Below are 20,485 nucleotides of genomic sequence, written 5' to 3'. Positions count from 1 at the left end.
ATCCCTTGACGCGAGTTCCCGCTGGAGCTTTCCTGTACCTACTCCACCGTCCACACCGGTCGGATTCTATGATGCAATCCCGCGAAGGGGGAGACATGTCTCCTGTTAAGAGGTCTCTGGGAATTGTAATTGCTAGTCTGAGTGTCCTGCTGGGTGGTGTGGCCACCGCACCCACCGCATCGGCTTCCACCGTTGGAAACTGGGGCTGCTCCGCAGAGGACGGAGGCAGGCTCTGCATCCAGGTAGTATCCGACGGTTACCGCGTCCAGTTCGACAATCAGACGATGGTCGCTAAGCGCCTTGATTTCAATCTGGTCTGGGGTGGTAACCCCGCCCACGGTACACTGACTGGCGACCAGGGAAGTTTCTGGTCGGTTCCAGGTGCGACGAACTCCTATATCTTCAGGATCGGAGTAAAGGACTGGGCCTGGCCCCTGCTGCGCGACCTCACTACGGGTAGGACTTATTCGGGTCCGACGGTGTGATCCCACGTCGAAGGAACCGGCCGACGCCACTGGGGTTTTCTTCTCAGCGAAATGATCTCGCCGCCGCTGAGTGTGAGAGGGAGCGTTTTCAGCGCGGGCGCCGGTCGGGTGACTGGTGGGTGGCGTCGGCAGGCAGCGAAACGAGCGAGGCTCTTCGGCGGTTGAGTGAGAGGTCTGACGTCTCAACTCGATGGCCGGAGAACCTCGTCGGTTGTCTATCCTGCATCACTGGACCTGCCGCAGGTACTGGTCAGGGCTGATTCAAAGTCAATGCCGGGAAGATAGGGCCGTGAGCAGGCTGTCAAGGGCGGGGGCAGGGGGCGACGGTGATCGTGGTTGTTGCTCTCTGTAGTGCCTTGTCGTTCCTGGTCTCGTTGTAGGCGAACTTGGACTGGCTGCGTTTCACGCGGCGGGGAAGGATCCGTGGACGCCGCTGTTTGGGCCCGAGAGCTCGGGGGTTGAGGGTGGCAGCGGCGATGCGTGGTGTCGTGCCGACCTCTGCGTGGGGCGCCAGGTCGGCGTTGATCACGGTGTGGCGAGCGGTACGGAGTGTGACGGTCAGTGAAATCCGGTCCGGGTCGAGGCCGGCCGCCGTGGCGGTCTGCGCCGCAGTGCGCCGAGCGGCCTGGAACACGATGAACAGTCCGAGCAGCTCTTGGAGGACATCGCGCGGGTGATGGGAGCGCAGGACGGTTCCCGAGCCGAGCGCGGTGACCTTCAGCCCGTAATAGGCGGTCTCGACCTCCCACCGCTCATGATACAAAGCGGCCAACTCGCCTGCTGGGTAACGGTGGCGGTCCAGAAGTGTGGTCACCAGACGCAAGCGGCTGGTGCGCGAGGTTCCCGTGGCCCGGTCGGTCACGGTGATGTCGGCTTCGATGACCCGCACGGCGACACCATGGACCTGGGGAGCCACCCCGCGACGTCGGTCGCGGTCAACCCAGCGCACCAGCTGGTTGCGGCCGGTGGGCGTGGAGACCATGGACAGCCAGGTTCCGTCGTCGAGCACGTGGACGGGGGGCAGGATGCGGCCGGTGTTGATCCGCCACAACAGATGCGCCCCCGTGCTGGCTGCCTGGCGCATCAGCTCCAGGCTGGCGGAGCCGCGATCGGCCAAGTGCAGCATGCCCGGTCGCAGTACTCCGCAGAGTTGCTGGGCCTGGCTCTTCTCACTGTCGGCGACGGGCCCTGTCACCACATCCACCAGGGCCCGGGTCCCGCATTCGACCAGGGCGGTGAGCCGGACCAGCGGATACGTCGAGGCTCGACGGGCCTGGTAGTAGCCGAAGAACGCGGCGTTGGCCGGGCTGTCGGCCACCTCGAGGGTGGTTCCGTCCCAGGCCACCATGCGCAGCCCGCGCCACCACGCGCCGAGGGTCTCCGCTGAGGCCGTGCAGCCCTTGAGCTGGTCGAACAGCAGGGCGAGCGGTTCGGGCCCTATCCGGCGGCGGGCCTGGCGCAACGCGGCGGCGGAGGGATCGCAGACCTCACCTGTCAGGCCAGCGACCAGCGATGCCCACACCCCGCGATACCCTTCGCGAGGGAAGAGCGCCATGGCCAGCACGAAGTACACCACCACCCGCGACGGTAGCTTTTTTTCGGACCCGCCTCTCCACCCGACGCGTCGCCCTCAACACCTCGTCGACCACAGCCGGCGTGATGATCTGCGTCAGCTCGCCGAGATGCCCGGCCGCGAACGCGCCTCGGCCGGTCAGCGCAGGTGGGCACGTCAGATCGAGTGGGCAACACAGCTCCCGCAGGTACGGCATCTTGGTCAACTCCCGTCCTACGCCAAGACCCGCCGCCCTACATCAACATTCCCCCAACACGGCTTGACAGCCTGTTCACGGCCCTATTTTCCCGGCATTGACTTTGAATCAGCCCTGAGGGCCCCCAGCTGGGCGATGGCGCGGCCAGGTAGCGGGTCGTCCGCATCGACCGGACCCGCCACCCCGTCGCCCTCCTCAACCTGCGGCCTTGCCGAACCGCCCCCGGGAGCGGGCCTGTAAAGAACGGCTCAGCGCTCCCGAGGCGCACCGCAGGCCCGGCCACGGGGCGAGCAGCGCGGCGGTGGCGGCCGCACCCACCCCTACCGGGCCCGCTCCATGGGGCAGACCTCGGCCAGCAGCTCCAGCAAGTACTCCGTCACCTGCCCCGCCTCGCCGGCCTGCACCCACGTATAGACGGCGGTGCGCAGCCGCGCGTCGACCCTCTGCAGGACGTACCCGTCCACCAGGCCGCCGCCCGCGCCCGGGCGCTCGCGGGCCAGGATCTGCCGGGGCGAGCCTCCTCCTCGGCCAGGACCTCGACCTCCTCGGCGTCCGGGCAGTTCCGGAGCTGGTAGACCCACTGCGTCGGCATGCCGACCATTCCTTCCCCACGCGCAGCCGCTCCCCACCCCTTCGGTCGCATCGCCGCAGGGGGCGCCCCGGCGGGCCGCCGCGCCGCCGGGGTCCTGCGCCTGGCGGCCGGTAGCGTCTGGGGCGGGCGCCCGCCGGTACCTGAGACGCACATACCTCGGGCCATCAGCTGGCGGGCGCCCGCCACGTTCGTGGGGGCGGCATGGGTCGCCACCTGCCCCCGCGGCCGCGCCACGGTTGCCCGAACCGGCCGGTGAGGCGTTCCACGTAGACCTCCCGCAGGTTCTCCCACGATCCCCGCAACTCCCTGAATCCAGGGTGTTGCGGGGATCGCTAGAACCGCCGTGTGCGGTCCGGGGTCGGCGCCGTGCCGGATGGGGCTTCTAGGCCCGGCCGAGGTGGAAGACGGTGACGGTGACCGTCCGGTCCTGGACCTCGTACTGGACGCGGTACAAGCCGACCTGGATGCGGTAGATGCCGCTGGCCCCGATTGTGAAGGCGCCAGCGGGGCGGGGATTGTCGGCCAGGAGGTCGACGGCGAGGAGGACCTGCTCGATGCCCTCGCGGTCGCCGGCGGCGTGCTTCTCCGCAGGGGCCAGGGCGGAGGGCTCCCAGGTGACGCGGTTAGGTCACGAGGCGTCCCCGAAGACCCGCCGGCGCGCCTCGTCCTGCGGGATACCGGGGCCGGTCTCGCCGCGCTCCTTGCGCGCCAGGTACTCGGCGGCCACCCGGTGGTACTCCAGCTCCTCCAGCTCGGCCGGACTGATCAGCACCGCCATGGTCTGCCCCCGGTCAGTGAGGGCGACGTGCTTCTGCTCCGCGCTGACCTGCCGGGCAAGAGCCCCGAGCTTGTTCCGGGCCTCGGTGATGGGATAGGTGTCCATGCGCACAACTCTACACAAGTGCGCACTACTGCGCAGTTGATGGGCGTTCGAGGCCGGACGGCGCGGAGCCGGCCTGCGGGTTATGCGCCGCCCAGGCGAGAGCCCGGTCGATGACCGCCAACAGCGCCGGCAGGTCGGCTTCGATGTCGCCGAGGACGGTGCTCGGCGCGGTGGCGGCGACGGCACCGACAGCGACCAGGGCGAGCTGCTCGGCGTTGGTCAGGTCGGGGACGCGCCCGGTGCCGGCGGCGCCCAGGACCACGTAGGCATCCAGGCGATAGCGCAGCCCGCAGCTCACCTCGCCGCTCCCGCCCGGCACGATCTCGCGACCCAGCACCCGCCGCACCGCCCCGGCGAACATCTCCAACACCCGCCGGTGCGCACCGTCGCTCTGCCGCACCGCCACCGCCTCGACCCACGCGGCAGCCCGCTCCCCGACGGCGCCAGCCTCGGCCAGCACCTCGCGCACCGCCCGGCCCACCTCGCCCCCGTCGTCGTCGCGCAGCGCCGTGGTGACGGGCAGGCAGGTCACGTCGTATGACGGTGCAACCGCGGTTGCACCCTGCCGGTCACGGGACGCGCCGCCACCTGCCAGGCCGCTCAACGGGCGCTCTCCTTCGGGCAGACCTCGGCCAGAAGCTCCAGCAGGTACTCCGCCACCGGGTCGGGATCGCCGGCCAGCACCCGGGTGCAGACGGCGGTGTGAGCCTGCGCGTCCATCCCCTGCAGGACGTACCCGTCGACCAGGCCGTCGGCACCCCCGCGCTGGCGGGCCAGGATCTGCCGAGGCCGGCCCTCCTCCTCGTCCTTCTTCTCCTCGTCCAGGAGCTCGACGTCCTCGGCGTCCGGGCAGTCCCGGAGCTGGTACACCCACTGCGTTTGCATACCGACTATCCTCCCGCCTCCCACCCGGCAGAGCCGTTCAATGGACAGACTCTCACCGGGAATTCACCACTCTGGAGGCGTTGACGCGCAGACTGTAGCCCTGGAACCCGGAAGCAGCCGCCCACGCCGACGACCACCGGCGCACCGGATGAGCGTCGCTTCGTTCAGCCTGGTTGCCCTGCCGGGGGAGGATGTGCGCCGAGCGGGGCCGGAAGGCCCACCTTGCTCTTGACATGTTCAAGCTCGCCGAGCAGTCGGGCATACGCTTCCAACTTCTTGGAGGTGCTGCTCGCATCCTCAGCGGCTCGGCATTCCGCGTCGAGTCGTGCACCGAGTGCGTGGAGATCGCTGCGCTGAACACCAGTGCTGCCCTCCAGGACCGGCACGGTGCCGCCCATCAGGCCAGCCGCCAGGGAGCGAGCCTCGTGGGCCGCAGCGCCTATGCCGATCATCCCGAGCGTAGCGGCCTGGTCGTTCACGGTGTAGGAGAGCCCGAAGTTCTGGGCGATGTCGAGTACCTCGTGCAGGGTGTGGTAGGCAAGCCCTGTGGTGTGATCGTAGTGCAGCCGCCAGAAGGCGAACACACCGTAGGCCACCGCACCGATCTCATACCTCGAGCCGCCGAACCAGTCAGTCAGCTTGAACATCCTGACGGCGGTATACCAAGGCCTCGGCGTAGTCGTATAACGTCCGGCTTGTGAGGATCTGTCGGGTGGGCGGTCCCGGGAACGAGACAGGCACGGCTTCCAAGATCATGGAGTTCTCGACGCCCCGTGATCCAAGTGGAAGACCGTGCCTGCCGACGCATCATTGCCGATCCCGCCTGCCCTTGACCAGCTCCGAGAGCGCCCCGAGGTCGTACCCGAGGAGATCCCGGGGCTGCTGGAACGGCTGGCCGAGGTGCCGGACCCCCGTGACCCACGCGGAGTGCGCCACGCCCTGGCCGTTGTACTCACGCTGACTGCGTGCGCCGTGCTGACCGGGGCCACTTCGCTCTTGGCCGTCGGCGAGTGGATCGCCGACGCCCCGGCTCAGGTTCTGGAGCACCTCGGCATCCGTATCGATCCGCTGCTGCCCACGCGGCTGGTGCCCGCCGAGTCGACGGTCCGCCGGCTCCTGACCCGCATCGACGGCGACGCGCTGGACCAGGCGGTCGGCCGCTGGCTCGCCGACCGCCGCCCGCAACCGAGCGGTGCCGCTGACCTGCGCGGAGTGTCGGTGGACGGCAAGAGCCTGCGCGGCGCCGCCAAGGCGAAGGGCCGCAGGATCCACCTCCTGGCAGCCATGGAGCACACCACCGGCCTGGTGCTGGCCCAGCTGGACGTCGGCGAGAAGACCAACGAGATCACCTGCTTCCAACCCCTGCTCGACACCGTCGCAGGCCTCGCCGGGACGGTCGTCACCAGCGACGCGATGCACACCCAGCGCGAGCACGCCGAGTACCTCCTCGGCCGGGAGGCGCACTACATCGTGATCGTCAAGGGCAACCAGAAGAAGCTCCGCAAGCAGCTCAAGTCCCTTCCCTGGAAGGACATCCCACTCCAGGGCCGCACCAAGGACACCGGTCACGGACGCGTCGAGATCCGCCGCACCAAGGTCGCCACCGTGAACAATCTGCTCTTCCCCGGCGCCCGCCAGACCATCCAGATCAAGCGCCGCCGCACCGACCGCAAGACCAGCAAGACCACCATCAAGACCGTCTACGCCGTCACCAGCCTGACCGCCGACCAGGCCACCCCCGCCCAGCTCGCGAAGCTGATCCGCGACCACTGGCACATCGAGGCCCTGCACCACGTCAGGGACACCACGTTCGCCGAGGACGCCTCCCAGCTCCGCGCCGGCAACGCACCGCGCGCGATGGCGACCTGGCGAAACCTCGCCATCGGCGCCCTGAAGCTCGCCGGAGTCACCAACATCGCCGCCGCCCTCCGCCGTAACGCCCGAGACGTCACCCGGCCGCTCGCCCTCCTCGGCCTCACGTGATCACAAACCGGACATCACGCGACTACGCCGAAGCCTTGGGCGGTATACGACGGCCCGGCCCAAACCGGTATCCGCCGCTCGCGCGCCAGAATGGTCCAGGCGGCGTTCTCGTTGCTGGTTTGCTGATGGTTTTTGGTGGTGCCGTCGGGGCGCACGATCGGGTTGCGGACCCGGCCGGTCGACGAGGCTACCCGGTAGCCGCCCGCGTCAACCTCCGTCGTACTTTGCTTCACGCCCGGCGTGTCGGGCAGCATGCCACTACCGTGCGTGCGGGGGGTGTGCTTGGGGTTGTCAAAGTAATCGGCAAGGTCGTGCAGGACCATGACCTTCTCGCGTAGGTCAAACCGCGTGGGCTCGCGCAGCACCGCCAGCACGTGGTCCGGCTCGCGCCAGGTCATGGCCTCAAGGTGCTTCAGATGCGGCGGGAGTGTGGCACCGTGGAAATAGGGCATGTACTGGCCGAGGTGCCTGCCCGGCTCGAATGAGGAGACGCCGCTGGCTAGCTCGCTGGTGATGAGATCGGCGTTCGGTAGATCCGGAAGGCGACGCCAGATCCGGGCCAGGAGCACGTTGATCAGCTCTTCGACCTGGCCGTCTGCGAAGATCTGCTGCGCGAGCAGCTTCTCGTTGTGCCGGTTCTCCTTCGCCTCGCCCCAGCCGCTCAGCCCTCGGGCCAACTCCGTTGCGTTGTTGTACTTCGCGTCAAACATCTTCGCCCCGAAGTCCGGGTATCGGCCAATGCTCCGCTCGAGCAGTTCGTGGTAACCGCGGTGGCCGGTGGGCTCGACAATCATCTTCCTGAGCTTGAACTCGACTCGCGTGAGGTTCTTGTTGAACCCGTCCAGCTCGCGCTGGCTCAGAAGACGCACGCCGGGCAGCGCGCCCGTCTGTTCCATGGCGAGTCGCTGTTTTAGCCCCTCGATGAGTTCGACGAGATAGCGGCGCTGACGTGAGAGGACTTCGGAAGGCGCCTGGTGCTTCATCTCCGCGATCTCATGCTCCGCGGAGACGCGATGGTTGTGCAGCGCCTGTGCACGCGCAGCTTGGCCGACCTCGTCGACCACCTCGGCCGAGTGCTGTTCAGCTTCTGCGGTCTCCACCGCGAGGCTGCGCTCGCGCTCGGTGATCGCGTCCCGCACGTCGCTCTCGATCATGCGGCTCTGCATGCGGAATGCCTTGGTCAGGTTCCGGCCCGCCACTTCCAGCGCGCCGCCGGCCAGGCCGCTTTTGGTGAAGAGACCCGCCCCGTGCGCTGCGGCCAACGCCTCGGCCGGGCTGCCCGATCGGATCTGCTCGGCGACCAGTTCCCGGACACGCTGCTGGGCCTTGCGGATGCGCTCGGACTCGCTGTCGGCCCCGATCACGATCCGTGCGCGGCCCAATAGTTTGTCGGCCTCCCGCAAGGCTCCAGGGTTCCCGGCCGAATCCAGCTCGTACTCGTCGGCGACTCGAGCCAAGCCCAGCGCCACGATTCTGCTGCTGCACACGTCGAAATGCGTCTCGGCCGCCGTGAGGAGGTCAAGCGTCTGCGCGAGGCGAAGTTCCGCCGCAGCGTGTATCTGCGGGCTCAGGGAGCTTCCCGGCCCGTCCACCAACACGCGCGCCCGGCCCAGTTGCAGGTGCGCCTGAAACAATTCGACAACCACCGCGACAAGGTCCTCACTGGAGCGCGCATATTCGTGCACAGCAGCAGACTGCTCACGCCAAACAGCCTCATCGACCGGTGCGACAGGCTGGGCCAGCCATGCGACGTCATCCTGGGCAGAGGTAGAACCCTCCTCCGACGGTGCCCTGCCTGTGCGGTCTCCCGGGGCCGGGTGGGAGGTCTGAGCGGTGGGGCCGTAGCGGTGCCAGGCGGGGGTGGTTTCGGTGGTGTCGGGGTCGACGGGGCACAGGGTGCCGTCGGCGGTGGGGGTCCAGGCGCCTTGGGCGACGACGAGGCCCAGGCCGTGGGTGTCGGCGAGGTCCTGGAGGAGGTGGCGGGCGGTCTCCACTCCGGGGGTACCGGGGCGCATCAGGTCGCCCTGGGGGTGGGTGAACAGTAGGTGGAGCAGGTCCGGTGGGTTCGGTTGCCGGGTGAGGTTCTGCAACAGGCGGTTGAGTGCGGTGCGGGTGGTGGGGTGGGTCGGGTCGGCGGTGATGGCGACGACGGGGCCGCGGGCAGTGGGGGCCAGCGCGGTGAGGGCGGCGGCGGTATCGGGTGCGGGGGGCCGGTCGGGGGTGTCGAGGCGGAGTCCGGCGGGGATGCGGTGGACCTGGCCGCCGTCGGCGGGTTCGGCCGCAGCGGTCTGGACGGCGGTGTCCCAGGCGGGGGCGGGGAAGAGGGGGCCTTCGTGGTGGGCGGGCTGCCCGGGACGGAAGCGGTTCCACTGGCCGCCGCCGGTGACCATGGTGGCGCCGCTGTCGAGGGCGGTGACGCCTGTTGCCGTCCTCGGGGCGGAAGCCGTGTCCGGGGTGGCGGAGGCCTGGGTGGGGGGCGGCGTGGGGTCCCCCGACGTCACGCTGTTGCCTGCGGTGGTCTTGGGCACGCCCGCACCAGTGCCTTGTCCTGTCTGCGAGTCCGGCACGTCAGGGACTCTTGCCGCTCTCGTGGACTGAGCGGTCGTGGGTCCTGACACGACCGACTGCTGCACCGCCGGGGTGCCCGGGCGGTCCGCAGGCGCGGGCTCAGCCCCAACCGGGACGGTGTTGGGCTGCGAGGCGGTTTGCGCCGTCGCGGCGACCCGGGCCGCGGCCGCAGAGGTCGGAGTGATGTGGAGCCACTGTCCTGCGGCGGTTACTCCAGCCGTCTGCGCCGAGCGGTCACCGGCCCCGGCCAGCAACTGGCCGTTGGGGGCCGATACGGTCACACCGTGTCCGGCGACGAATGTCTGCACTCCTGCAAGCTCGTCCGGGCCGACCGGTGTGGCCAGGATGATCTCCTGCGGTAGTTCGGTCGGCCGCCGGGGTGCCTGCAGGACAGCGCCCCACACCGTCTCGAGCCGTTGGACGGCGACGCCCGACGGCATGTCGGGCGTCCCGACGACCAGCCGCGGACGACCGTCCTGCCCGACGCCCATCGTGCGCACCGCGGAGTTGAAGGCCGTCCCGCCCGGTGCCACGCCCCCGGCCAGCGGCCGCGCCCACCAGGCGCCGCCCGTGGTGATCTCCAGGCGCAGGCCGCCGGGGAGGGGGAAGCCCTTCCCGGAGTCGGGGACGGCCTCGAACGGCCCGAGGCGCGCAGCGTCCGTCTTGAGGCGTGCGAGTGTCTCTGCCAGGCCCTTGGGCGCACCGCCCGCCGCGGTATGGGCGCCGTGTCGACTGGCGAGTCCGTCCACGAGGCCTTGCGTGGCCGCCGACCCCGCGTCCGTGACCCGAGTGCCCTGCAGCTTCTGGAGCGCCACGTCCGTGGCCTCACTGACACCGGCCTGCTGCGCCATCTGCCCCGGCATACTCATCGACCATTCCGGCAGCACGAGTTTGTCCCCGGCCTCCCCGCCCGTCAGCGCCACCCTGGCCGCGACCTCCCCCTTCGTCAGGGCGGACATCACGCCCAGACCCACCATGCCGGCTGCCGCGCCCATCCCCGCCGACACCAGGAACGACTTCACATCGAAACGATCACTGTGCCCCTCGGCGATCACGATCGCCTGCGACAGCCCGTCCGCGGACATCATGAACGCCGCACCCGTACCCGCCGCCACCACCGCCCGCACCAGCCACTGCCTTACCTCCCCCAGCAACCGCTGCGCCAAAGCCTCCGCCGCAGCCAGCCACCCCAGCGACGCACCCCCCGTCCACGGCGCCAGCGCCCACGCCCACGCGATCGACGCCACCAGCCACGCCAGGATGATGATCGCCTCGTACTTCGCCTTCTCCACCTGCGCCGCGGTCTCCCGCACCCCCGCAGCGATCCCCGTCGCCGCACTCACAACGTCGGCCAGACCCGACTTGCGCAACACCCGCTCGACCATCGCATCATGCGCCTGCCGGGCATCGCCCTCCCACCCCGGCACACTCGACGACTGCCACGCCAACGACTCCGCCAGGCCCTGAGCCTCCAGCGCCGCCGCCTCGTACACACCCGCCAAAACCCGCAGGGCATCCTCGTCCGCCGACGGCCACACACCCACCACATAGTGCGCAACCGACCGCAACCACGGCGGCAGATCCAACGACACCCGCTACTCCGCCGATCTGTCACTCTTGACGTAGTTCGAGGACGCCTGCTCCACCGACGAACCCGCGTGCCCCCCCGCGTCCGCCACTGTCTTCAAACCGTCCTGCAACTGCCCGCTCGCAGACGTGTACCACTCGGTGAAGGCGTTTGCGTACTCGTCCCCCCATCCCACGGCGTTCCTGCCGCGGCCAACGCGTCACGGAAGCGCTCGTAGGCACGACGGACTTCCTCGCCCTGAGCCGCCAGCTGCCGCGCATGCTCGTCCAACGCCCCCGTGTCCACCGACATGAAGTCCGAAGCCACCGCCCGCACCTCCTACCCTGTCGTGGCGCACCGAGGCGCTGACAACCGGTCAAGGTTAACGGGGGTTGACCCTGGACCGTGGACGGGGGGAGTGTCCCCGCCTCTCGCCTCCATGCCCCGGGATTGTCCTCGGCTCCGGAGGGCGCAGCGCGCCAGCGCGAGAACCCCTCTTCGCCAGTCGTATCCGCCAGGGTCCCGGGCACTGCTCGCTGACCTCGGTCAGTGGGTGTTCAGGGGCGGTTGCGGTGCCCGTGCGAGATGGTTCGGGGGATGGATCTCGGTGCCGGCTTTCGGGAACTTGACCACAACCTCGCCGAACGCGGTGAGCATGACCACCTCCCCGACAGGGTCCTCAGGGTGATCCGTAGGCACGCTCAACGTGACGCGATCGCCGACGGACCAGTGCTGCATCGGGGGCCTCTTCCAGTAGCGGCTAGTCCGTAGTGCTGCAGTTGTCCGGCCCCTCATGGCCGTTCACCCAGTACGTGGTGATGATCCCCTTGGGGCCGTAGTTCTGCCCGCTGTAGGTGTAGTCGTTGTCGTCAACCAGAACACACATGGTTCGGTGGCCAGGACCAACGCGGTATTGGTGCGTGTACACGGATCCGCCCGGAAACGGATGGCTCGAAGAACCGGCGTCCTGGGCCTGCAGCGCCTTGGCGGCGTCTGTCAGCTCATGGTTCTGGGTGTTCCCGGTACTTCCACCCTTCTCGATGTGCTGGCGACCGAATGAGGAGTTCCCTTCCCGCAGGCCCGTGTCCCTCCGTTTCCCTCGAAGGTCTGGACGATATCGGCGGCGCCGGGGCCACTGACCATCGGCGCTCCGAAGCTGTCTGCGGCGGCAGGAACCGTATACACAGCAGCTGCGATCACTGCAGCAGCGAGCGCAGCCGCGCAGACGACGGTGTGGGGACGACGGGTCGGTCCGGTAGCGGTGGGTGGCATGGCGCACTCCTGGCGCAGAGGCAGGAGTCTCTAAGGCCGTAGGCGAACCAATCTTCTGCGGGTGCGCCCGTGACTCTCCATCAGTCTGAGCACAAGAAGCAGCCTCGCGTGATCCGACCCGCTGTCCTGCTCGCAAAACCACCCGGAACACGCCGAGGACCGCCACCCCGCGCGACCAGCCAGGCGCACCGCGCCGCCGCCCTCGCCGACCTGATCGCCGCCTGCGTACCCCGCCCGCTCGCCGGCACGGCCCCGCGCCCGGCGCCGTGCCTCCTCGTGGCCAGCTCCGGCCGACCGCCAGGGCGCTGCCTGAGGTGTTGGCCCCGGCCCCCGGCCCTGAGCACCCAGCCCGAGGGGCGGTAGCCGTCATGCTGGGGCCGTTCCCTGTGGCGGGGTGGGGACCGGGCGCGGGCACGGTGCACAGTGGTCCTTGGGGACGTGGCGGTCAGAAGGGGGCCGGTCCGGTGCCTTTGATCTGCAGGGTGTCGGGCCTGTCGTGGGGGCCGGCGTCGGTGGTGGTGAACTCTGCGGTGGAGCCGTCGGGGAGTCTGATCCGCTTCGTCCCGGTGAGGGCGATGTGCCGCAGGTCGGTGTCGGGGGAGCGGATCTCGCCCTCCCAGGTGCCGGGGCGGCTGCGGTCGGCCGCGAGGCGCGCGGTGACAGGCGTGCTGATCCCGGCATGGAGGACATCGGCGGGGCCCATATAGGTCTCTGGCATGCCATCAGTCTTACGGGCACCGGAAGCGACGGGCACCGTGGCACGACCACCCGCATGATGACCAACATGAATATCGACGACGCACGCAGGACCCCGTCCGCAGGCCTGCCAGCGCCTGAATACCTTCCAGAGCTGCGCCGCCGGGACGTGGACGGCCTCGTGTACTGGGGGACGATGGGTTGGAGCCGTTGTCGTGCAGGCCCGGCCCGTGGGTGCGGGCGGTGGTCAGCGCCCCTGTTGCTGGCCGGACGACCGCTGACGGTCGCCCGTTGAGGCTGCACGTGGGTCACCGCGATCAGCTGTCACCGACGACCTTCGGCCGGATACATGAGCGGCCGGGCGTGAACGTGCCACCAAGCCGGTACCGCTCGTGGAGCCCAGGGAGCCGCAGGTCCCCCGTCCGGCGGATCGGGTGAGCGATCCTCTGCCGTCACCGAGCACACCTGTACCAGGGTGTGCCCGGTCTGCCGGTTATCGCTTGGCGAAGGCAGTGACCAGGGCGTCACCGAAGGCGGGCAGGTCGTCCGGCTTGCGGCTGGTGATCAGGGTGTTGGGGCCGTCGGTGCACAGGTGGACCTGCTGGTCGACCCACTGCGCGCCGGCGTTGACCAGGTCGCTGCGAAGGCTGGGCCACGAGGTGAGCGTGCGCCCGCGGACCACGCCGGCCTCGATCAGCGTCCACGGGGCGTGGCAGATAGCGGCGACGGGCTTGCCCGCGTCGAAGAAGGACCGGACGAAGTCCACTGCCGCCGGATCCATGCGCAGTGCGTCCGGGTTGGCCACGCCGCCCGGCAGCACCAGGGCGTCGTGCTCGCCGGCCATGAGTTCGCCAACCACCTCGTCGACGTGGAAGGTGTCGCCACGGTCCAGGTGGTTGAACGCCTGGACCCTGCCGCTCTGGGTGGACACCAGGCGCGGTGTACCGCCCGCCTCGCGGACGGCTTGCCAGGGCTCGGTCAGTTCGGCCTGCTCGACGCCCTCGGGCGCGACCAGGAACGCGATGGTCTTTCCCTGCAAGGTGATCATGAAGGGGTGGCCTCTCTTCGTGTGCACCGGCATGCGGCGCGGCCGGAATGATGCTGCGGAAGACCACCGAGGGCACGCGCTACCGGCGGGCGGCCCCGCGCCAAGAGCCGCGAGGCCACGGGGTGGCCCGACCCAAAGCGGCTGCAGCGACCGCCGGTACGACCGTAGGGCAGGCCCACCGCGGCCCGGCCATGACACGCGAGAGCCATCGGGACGCCCGCGCAGCTGAGTACCACCACGACCGGGGCAGGGTCGGGGACGCTGATGCCGACGTACCTGTCCGGATCGAGGAGCGGCACCATCCAGGACCCGATACCCGACGACGGCGACGACCAGGGCGACGACCTCGGCGACACCAGCGAGCGGCTGGGCTGGCCAGAGCCGCTCAGCGCGCCGACCAGACCGGGCACCCCGGGGCGTGCCGCGTCCACAGGACCACGCCACCGACCTCGCCACCTCACGGCTGCGTACGGTCGCACAGCAGCCCCAGGAGCCACGGGGACGCCCTCCCAGCCCTCCCCGGCCCCCACGGCGCCGCCCATCCCCGGCGGCAGCGCCGTACCGGACTCCGCAGGAGCCGGCACCGGCCACGCCGGACCACCCTCCGGCACCGCCCCCGGCCCCAGCAGATCGACCAGACCCAGGCCCCGGGCACGACTACGACGCTCAGACATGCCGAACACCCTGCCCGCCCCCACCCGCCCCACTACCCCCTGCGCCCACGACACGCCGCCACCGGCCCCATCGGGCACCCGGGTCGGTGAACGACACCCCCCATCCCTCTTGGGAGCTTCCCCGTCGCGCCATACGGTGGTCGCGTCCACCCGACCCGAACACCGCACATCGAAGGGAAGCACATGATCATCGGGCCCCCCTTCACCGCGACCGTCCACAACACGGCCCGGTCATCGAGGCCGCTGGCGAACTCGACCTCGCCGGTGCCCCGATCCTGCACACCGCGATCCATCGCGCCCTCGCCACCCGCCCGGCGTCCCCGAAGCTGGTGATCGACCTTGCGGCCGTCACCTTCTGCGACTCCACCGGCATCGACGCCCTGCTGCTCGCCCGCACCGAGACCGGCCGCCAAGGCGTGACCCCCCACCTAAGCCCACCCCACCCACGCCGTGACCCGCGTACTGGAGATCACCGGCACCGACCAGCTGATCCCCGTCGACTGACCCCACCGCGCTGGCCGACCCACCGGCAGTACCCCAGTCTCTCTGACAGGCCTGCCCTCCAGGAATCCGGCTCAGGTCCTCAGCTCGGGCTCTTCCGGCCCCGCAAAGTTCGGATGATCTTCCCGTACGATCCACGCACGCCCAACCGCCCAAACCCTGACCGCGAGGGACTCATTCATGCCTCCCCTGAGCGCCATCGGCTGCGCCGTCGGCGCCGTGCACTGTGCATGATCGTCGGTGTTCACCCCGTTATGACTATCTTCGTGGCGGTGGCCGCTTACAGCACGGCGGCCAAGAAACGCCTGTAAGCCCGGCAAGCAGGGGGCCTGCTCCTCCTCTATCCGGTGATGGCCTGGGGAAAGGCGATGCCCTCGTCGTACAGAGTGCGGGTGGTGAGGCAGTGGTGGAGCTGGCCGATCATGAGGAGGTGGCGCAGGGCGGCGGCGTGCCTGTCGCCCACCTCGCGCCGACGACGGTCGTGGCCTTTGGCACCGGGCGAGCTGGTGAGGGCTGCGAACGCCCGCAGGTAGCCGACGTGGGCGAGCCGGCCGTTCATGACCAGCCGCCGGTGCACCACGATCTGCTTGCCGGGAACACGGGTGATGGGGGCGGACCCGGCGTACGCCTTGAGACCCCGGGCGGTGGCGAAGCGGGTGCGGTCGTTCCCGATCGCCCCCAGGATCCGCGCACCCAGCGTGGCCCCCAGTCCGGGGAAGCTGAGCATGATCTCGCCTCTTGGTGACGACGAAGCACAGCCTCGGCCTCCCTGCCCAGCTCCTCGACGGCCCGGCACACTGCGTCGAGCTGTCCTGCGCAGTTCGAACGCGTCGAGCAAGGGGTCAGGGACGCGCCAGATGGCGGATGTTTCCACCTCGGACCGACCACAGGGTGGTGCGTGGAGGGACTGGCCGTGAGGTCGTCCCGACGCGGCACCTCTCGCGCCCGGAGGCGGTGACGTGAACACACGGGCAGTATTTCATCTCGCACATCGCGCACCGCGGCGGCTGACGGCCGCCGCGCAGAGCCGCGCCGTGCCGATCTCCCGGACGGAGACCCGTACCCCATGCGATTGACCACCTCCCGCCGTCTCACGGCCGCCGCCCTGCTTGCTGGATCCGTCGTTCTGGCCTCCGCCGTGCCCGCGTTGGCGCATGTGACCGTGCAGCCCGGAACCGCCGCCCAGGGCGCCTACACCGCCATCGCCTTCCACATCCCGGACGAGCGCGACACCGCCTCCACCACCAAGCTGGAAGTCACCCTGCCCACCACCACCCACCCGGTCGCGTCCGTCGCCACCCAGCCGCTTCCTGGCTGGACCGCGACCGTGGAGAAGACCAAGCTCTATACCCTGCTCAAGACCGACGACGGCGACGAGACCACCGAGGCCGTCTCCAAGATCACCTGGACTGCGGACGCCACCGCGAAGATCGCGCCCGGCCAGTTTCAGGAATTCAAGATCTCCCTTGGCCCGCTGCCCACCGACACCGACAAGCTGGTCTTCAAAGTCCTGCAGACCTACGACGACGGCACCGTGGTCCGCTGGATCGAGGACAGCAAGGCCGGCCAGCCCGAACCCCAGCACCCGGCACCGACCCTGACCCTCACCAAGGCCGCCGCGTCCGACGCCGCCGTCGTCACTGCCGCTCCGGCGGCAACTATGGCCACCCATGCCATGACCGCCGCCACGGCCTCCTCCGACTCCACTACCCGCACCCTGGCCATCGTGGGCATCGTCGTCGGCGTCCTGGGCGTGGCCGTCGGCGCGTACGGCCTCCGCCGTCGCTCCGGCACTGGCTCCTGACCCGGACCAACTGTGAATTCTGGTCTCTGTACCGAGGCTTGAACGGGCTATGACCAGCTCATCTCCTGAGTTGCTCAGGAAACGTCCGGCTCCGCCGTTGAAGCTTGAAAGCTGCTGTTCCGGCCGGCCTTCGTTTACAAGGGAGGCCCGACCGGCGCTGATCTGCAGGCTTCGCTCGTGGATGGGGTTTGCGTGAGTGCCCCGGGAATCCCAGTGCAATGATCAGGCCCACTCCACGCCGTGCTCGGCGAGCTGCCCCGAAGACAGCTTCGCCCGGCGGGCCTTCTGGCTGTTCAAAAACGCTCCCAGCCCTACGTGCATGACCTCGACGGTCTCCTCCCCGCCGGGGCCGGCCACCAGGGTCTCCACCGGATCCTTGCGCGGGCGCTTGACGGCCGCGTGTCCTTCCCGCTCCACGAACTGCGCCAGCGCCGCCAGGCCCTGGGCGAACCGGTCCGTGCGGGACACCGCTGGCTTCGCCTCGGCCACGGCCTTCGCGGCCACCAGCTCCTGGTCCTCCTCGATACCAATCGCCGACAGCAGGTCCCGCTGGTCCTCCTCCAGGCCGGGCCAGCCGGCCCGCTGCGCCTGCACCCAGCGGCCGAACTGCTCACCCTCGAACACCGTGTCCGCGGGCAGCTGCGCCCAGTCGACCTGGCCGTCGGACTCCAGCCACCACTGCTGGGCGGTGGCGTAGGCGCGCTGCCAGGTGATCGGCCACGCCGGGCACCACCACGGGTCGATCTCCTCCAGCGCCCGCCGCCGCTCTGGCGACAGCTCCCGGCTGGTCGGTCGGCACTTGGGCCGCGGCCCGCAGCTCGGATGGCCACGTCCCGATCGCGTACCCGCTGATGCCGTTCGCGGTAATCCCGGCGTGCCGGCCGAGCCGTAGAAGGTTCTGGCGGCCCCTCCGCACCTTCGGAGCCGGATCTTCCGCCTGTCCCCGGCCGTCACACCGGGGGCCGGGTCGGTGAACGTCCAACCGCGCGGGACGCCGTGGCTCGCGGAGGACGCGGTGGGGGACGCCTGGGGCCTCGCAGGGCGATCGTCGTCGCCGCGCGCAAGACGTCGCCCAGCGTGTCAGGTTGGCGGCCTGGGCTGAGTCCCCGCTCCGTCCGAGGTTGAAGATGTACTGCTCCCGGGCGTTCAGGGTGTCCTGGTGATTGCGGCCAAGGACGCGGGCGTAGTCCTTCTGGAAGGCCGCATACAGTTCGGCAGCCCGGGCCGAGGCGCCCGCCTGCCCGACCGGCATAGGCCCCGCAGGCGCAGGGTGTCCTGGTGGTCCGGGCCGACGATGCGTGCGACTCGGCTGCAAGGGCCGAGTACAGCTCGGCGGCCTGGCCCGGGTCCTCGGCCCACCCGACGCTGCGGGCATGCTGGCTCCGGACGCCCAGGGTCTTCGGATGTCGGCGCCCAGCAGACGGGTGCACTGCGCAGCGAATTCGCAGAGCTCCCCCTCGGAGCAAATTAAAATCCATCGAATGGCAATCCGTGCCACATCTCTTCGGCATGGTAACTCTATTTAGCGACGGTCCCCTGATGTCGGATGAAGTGGCACCGAAGGCCAGCCTCCAGACGTGGTGGCGCTGTCCGTCCGGACACGACGAACCCGCGAGAGGCTCATCGGTGACGCCGTGTATATCGACCACTATCCGTCACCATTGACATCCTGTGACGGGGCATGCAGGGGTCGGCCGTCCCGTGGTTGCGCCGGTTCCGTGGAAACCCCATGCTGAAGAGAGAGAGCATGCCGGCGCGGAAACGCGCGCCCTGGGACCCCATTCCCATTCCTGCGAAATGCGATGTTCTGCAGGAAGAAGGAGCCATGGCGAACCACGTTCCTTCCAGGCCTTTAACCGGTCGGCGCCTCGCGTCAGCTGCCCTTCGTGACTGGTCCCTGACAGCGGCCGTAGCTGCGGCACTGCTGAGTTTCTTCATGCTCTTCGCGCCCTGGGTATCGGGGGCCTTCAGTGTGAACGCCTTCGGTGAGGGCATGCAGGCCGCCGGTCCGGCCCTGATCATCGTGGCGGTTCTGGCTGTCGTCGCCCTTGCATACCTGGCCCTCGCGAGGGATGACCGGAAGTACGCTGCGATTGCACTGATCCCGGCGTCCAATCTTCTGGTCCTCTACGTGGTCAAACTGGCTGATGTCTCCGACCTGGTGGACCTGAACAATCGGCTGAGCGGCGCCACAGCCTCCACGGGAGCCGGTCTCTGGATCGGCCTGCTCGCAGCCATCGCGACAGTGGCGTTCGTCCTGGTTGGATTCCTTCGCAGCCAGGGCCGGACCCTGGAGAAGCGGACAGGGCACTCCACTTCCCTACCAGTGGACGGACTGCCCCCGCCGCCTCACGGCCCGCCTGCGCCGCCAGCGACCTAGGAGCTGATGGGATGACCGAAGGGCCGACAACGCCGTTGCGGAATCGCAGTCGTGCGCCCCGTATCGCAGTCGTTGCCACGATGGCCGCCATGACCGCCCTCGCGGCGAGCGCATGCGCCTCTGGCGGATCGTCAACGGTCCCCTCCACCACAGTGCCACCAGCGGCGACCAGCACGGCCGTGACAGCAACCGGCCCATCCAGCACCGCCTCCACCTCCCCTGCCGCGTCGGGCCCACTCGCCTCCACCGTGGCTGGCGCACTGTACCTGAGCAGCAACGACCCGCTCTCTTCCGCCTACGGCGCTGAGAACGGCGCGGCAACGGTGAACGGCAGGAACTACGCCCGCAGCGTCTCACTCCGCACGGACCGCGGCTCCATCCCGACCAACGATGCCGAGTACAACCTCGAACGCGCCTGGCAGACCCTCAACGCCACGATCGGCGTTCGCGACGACTCCCCCGTAGGCACCGCCCTGACATTCGAGGCCTTCGTCGACGGTCGGCCGGCCTTCACGCAGACCCTTCCTCTTGGGCAGTCACAGGACCTGAGCCTCGACGTCAGAGGCGCTCTGCGTCTGAAGATCGTGGTTACTTACGCCACGACAGCAGACACCGCAAGCTACTGCTACGGCGTGTGGGGCGACGCCAGACTTGGAGCATAGTTTGACAGAATGAAATCAGTCCACCAAAGCCCGTACAGACCTCTCGCAGTGTGCGAATCCGAAAACGTGGAAGCGGACTCATAGCTTCGTCAGTCAAGGATTGAGCCATGAAGGAATTTCCACTCAGGGTGATCATTGCAATTCTGCTTACTGCTGGCGGGATTCAAGCCGCCGCGGCTTGCAGCGGGAGCGGAGGAGAGGAATCAAATTCCGGGGACTGGAACTCATTCAAAGGCGACCTCGTAATTTATAATACCGCCGGCAATCGGCAAGACAGCTTCAATATCGCGTCAGCCGGAACCGGCGAGGAGGAGTGCCAAAACCACCTCGACAACACCGCCGAGGATCTCGCTATCGTACGGGACTCGCCCGATGCCGAGACCAATCGACTCATCGACAAGATGGCAGAAGATCGAAGAATGGAACTGGAGGATTGCCTCGACGGAGGGTTCAGCGACACAAATTCAAAGTTCAATACATCGGACCAGACTCTTGTGAAGCAAGACTGGACGGCAGTGATGAACCGCCTGAGAGAAGTGGCCCCGGCCGACGTGCAGAAGACCTGGGAGGAAGGTTGACTGCCAGCCACTGCGGCCGCGTGCTGCTCGCCGCCGACCCACAGACAACTGGTCAGCACCATGGAGTTCAAGCAAGCGCTCCTCGGCTCCGACATCGGCACCGAGGCCCTCGTACGAGTACTGATCGGGCTGGAGGCC

16 protein-coding genes and 3 pseudogenes are annotated in these 20,485 nt (G+C 68.9%); 6 read left to right on the top strand and 13 right to left on the bottom strand.

Annotated features, from left to right (window positions below; all coding sequences use genetic code 11):
* Positions 1–786 precede the first annotated feature (786 nt).
* The 7 genes and pseudogenes from OG689_RS42890 to OG689_RS42860 form a co-directional block, all read right to left on the bottom strand.
* Positions 787–2,073: pseudogene (locus tag OG689_RS42890) on the bottom strand (IS4 family transposase); the annotation flags it as partial.
* 501 nt (positions 2,074–2,574) lie between these two features.
* Complete coding sequence (locus OG689_RS42885; RefSeq protein ID WP_266328855.1) at positions 2,575–2,718, bottom strand: hypothetical protein; 144 nt, start codon at positions 2,716–2,718, stop codon at positions 2,575–2,577.
* Between the two features lie 510 nt (positions 2,719–3,228).
* Positions 3,229–3,447 (bottom strand): annotated as a pseudogene (locus OG689_RS42880) (type II toxin-antitoxin system RelE/ParE family toxin); the annotation flags it as partial.
* Positions 3,448–3,474: 27 nt separating this feature from the next.
* A complete protein-coding gene (locus OG689_RS42875) occupies positions 3,475–3,729 on the bottom strand; it encodes a type II toxin-antitoxin system Phd/YefM family antitoxin (RefSeq protein WP_266328853.1) in 255 nt (84 codons plus the stop codon).
* A gap of 25 nt (positions 3,730–3,754) precedes the next feature.
* A complete protein-coding gene (locus OG689_RS42870) occupies positions 3,755–4,261 on the bottom strand; it encodes a hypothetical protein (RefSeq protein WP_266328851.1) in 507 nt (168 codons plus the stop codon).
* Between the two features lie 68 nt (positions 4,262–4,329).
* Positions 4,330–4,614, bottom strand: a complete 285-nt coding sequence (locus tag OG689_RS42865) for a hypothetical protein (protein ID WP_266328849.1) — start codon at positions 4,612–4,614, stop codon at positions 4,330–4,332.
* 164 nt (positions 4,615–4,778) lie between these two features.
* A complete protein-coding gene (locus OG689_RS42860; RefSeq protein ID WP_266328847.1) occupies positions 4,779–5,261 on the bottom strand; it encodes a hypothetical protein in 483 nt (160 codons plus the stop codon).
* Positions 5,262–5,406: 145 nt separating this feature from the next.
* On the opposite strand from OG689_RS42860, the gene OG689_RS42855 reads away from it, so the two are divergent.
* On the top strand, positions 5,407–6,597 hold the full coding sequence (locus tag OG689_RS42855; RefSeq protein WP_266328846.1) for an ISAs1 family transposase: 1,191 nt from the start codon (positions 5,407–5,409) through the stop codon (positions 6,595–6,597).
* A gap of 14 nt (positions 6,598–6,611) precedes the next feature.
* On the opposite strand, the gene OG689_RS42850 is transcribed toward OG689_RS42855, so the two are convergent.
* The 4 genes from OG689_RS42850 to OG689_RS42835 form a co-directional block, all read right to left on the bottom strand.
* A complete protein-coding gene (locus OG689_RS42850) occupies positions 6,612–10,757 on the bottom strand; it encodes a hypothetical protein (protein WP_266328844.1) in 4,146 nt (1,381 codons plus the stop codon).
* A 735-nt stretch (positions 10,758–11,492) separates the two neighbouring features.
* On the bottom strand, positions 11,493–11,618 hold the full coding sequence (locus tag OG689_RS42845; RefSeq protein WP_266328842.1) for a hypothetical protein: 126 nt from the start codon (positions 11,616–11,618) through the stop codon (positions 11,493–11,495).
* Between the two features lie 831 nt (positions 11,619–12,449).
* The gene (locus OG689_RS42840) at positions 12,450–12,722 is read right to left on the bottom strand and encodes a hypothetical protein (RefSeq protein WP_266328840.1); all 273 of its coding nucleotides are present in this window, start codon (positions 12,720–12,722) and stop codon (positions 12,450–12,452) included.
* Positions 12,723–13,193: 471 nt separating this feature from the next.
* Positions 13,194–13,748 (bottom strand): type 1 glutamine amidotransferase domain-containing protein, encoded by a 555-nt coding sequence (locus tag OG689_RS42835; RefSeq protein ID WP_266328838.1) that lies wholly within the window; start codon positions 13,746–13,748, stop codon positions 13,194–13,196.
* 418 nt (positions 13,749–14,166) lie between these two features.
* Here OG689_RS42835 and OG689_RS45125 point away from each other — a divergent pair, with 418 nt between their 5' ends.
* A complete protein-coding gene (locus tag OG689_RS45125; RefSeq protein WP_354536928.1) occupies positions 14,167–15,234 on the top strand; it encodes an STAS domain-containing protein in 1,068 nt (355 codons plus the stop codon).
* A gap of 29 nt (positions 15,235–15,263) precedes the next feature.
* Here OG689_RS45125 and OG689_RS42830 read toward each other — a convergent pair.
* A pseudogene (locus OG689_RS42830) lies at positions 15,264–15,733 on the bottom strand (transposase); the annotation flags it as partial.
* Positions 15,734–15,989: 256 nt separating this feature from the next.
* Here OG689_RS42830 and OG689_RS42825 point away from each other — a divergent pair.
* Positions 15,990–16,727 (top strand): YcnI family protein, encoded by a 738-nt coding sequence (locus OG689_RS42825; protein ID WP_266328836.1) that lies wholly within the window; start codon positions 15,990–15,992, stop codon positions 16,725–16,727.
* A 222-nt stretch (positions 16,728–16,949) separates the two neighbouring features.
* Here OG689_RS42825 and OG689_RS42820 read toward each other — a convergent pair whose 3' ends face one another.
* Positions 16,950–17,351 carry a hypothetical protein gene (locus tag OG689_RS42820; protein WP_266328834.1) on the bottom strand — a complete coding sequence of 134 codons (402 nt, stop codon included), beginning with the start codon at positions 17,349–17,351 and terminating at the stop codon, positions 16,950–16,952.
* A gap of 1,105 nt (positions 17,352–18,456) precedes the next feature.
* Between OG689_RS42820 and OG689_RS42815 the strand changes: the two genes are divergently transcribed.
* From OG689_RS42815 to OG689_RS42805, 3 genes are all read left to right on the top strand, one after another.
* Entirely contained in the window at positions 18,457–19,107 is a 651-nt protein-coding gene (locus OG689_RS42815) for a hypothetical protein (protein ID WP_266328832.1), read from the top strand.
* An 89-nt stretch (positions 19,108–19,196) separates the two neighbouring features.
* Positions 19,197–19,769, top strand: coding sequence for an NPCBM/NEW2 domain-containing protein (locus OG689_RS42810; protein WP_266328830.1), 573 nt, complete (start codon positions 19,197–19,199; stop codon positions 19,767–19,769).
* A gap of 107 nt (positions 19,770–19,876) precedes the next feature.
* Positions 19,877–20,347: a hypothetical protein gene (locus OG689_RS42805; protein WP_266328828.1), complete on the top strand. Its 471-nt coding sequence runs from the start codon at positions 19,877–19,879 to the stop codon at positions 20,345–20,347.
* The last annotated feature ends 138 nt before the right edge of the window (positions 20,348–20,485 follow it).

Origin of the sequence: Kitasatospora sp. NBC_00240 (genome assembly GCF_026342405.1) — a bacterium.
Taxonomy (GTDB): Bacteria; Actinomycetota; Actinomycetes; order Streptomycetales; family Streptomycetaceae; genus Kitasatospora.
The sequence above is the reverse complement of the archived record's forward strand: the minus strand, read 5'-3'. Positions and strand labels throughout refer to the sequence as shown.

Bases quoted from the DNA above. Each gene is read 5' to 3' on its own strand.
- OG689_RS42875 (WP_266328853.1), bottom strand. From the start codon at position 3,729: ATGGACACCTATCCCATCACCGAGGCCCGGAACAAGCTCGGGGCTCTT.
- OG689_RS42865 (WP_266328849.1), bottom strand. From the start codon at position 4,614: ATGCAAACGCAGTGGGTGTACCAGCTCCGGGACTGCCCGGACGCCGAG.
- OG689_RS42860 (WP_266328847.1), bottom strand. From the start codon at position 5,261: ATGTTCAAGCTGACTGACTGGTTCGGCGGCTCGAGGTATGAGATCGGT.
- OG689_RS42845 (WP_266328842.1), bottom strand. From the start codon at position 11,618: ATGTGTGTTCTGGTTGACGACAACGACTACACCTACAGCGGGCAGAAC.
- OG689_RS42840 (WP_266328840.1), bottom strand. From the start codon at position 12,722: ATGCCAGAGACCTATATGGGCCCCGCCGATGTCCTCCATGCCGGGATC.
- OG689_RS42835 (WP_266328838.1), bottom strand. From the start codon at position 13,748: ATGATCACCTTGCAGGGAAAGACCATCGCGTTCCTGGTCGCGCCCGAG.
- OG689_RS42825 (WP_266328836.1), top strand. From the start codon at position 15,990: ATGCGATTGACCACCTCCCGCCGTCTCACGGCCGCCGCCCTGCTTGCT.
- OG689_RS42815 (WP_266328832.1), top strand. From the start codon at position 18,457: ATGCTGAAGAGAGAGAGCATGCCGGCGCGGAAACGCGCGCCCTGGGAC.
- OG689_RS42810 (WP_266328830.1), top strand. From the start codon at position 19,197: ATGACCGCCCTCGCGGCGAGCGCATGCGCCTCTGGCGGATCGTCAACG.
- OG689_RS42805 (WP_266328828.1), top strand. From the start codon at position 19,877: ATGAAGGAATTTCCACTCAGGGTGATCATTGCAATTCTGCTTACTGCT.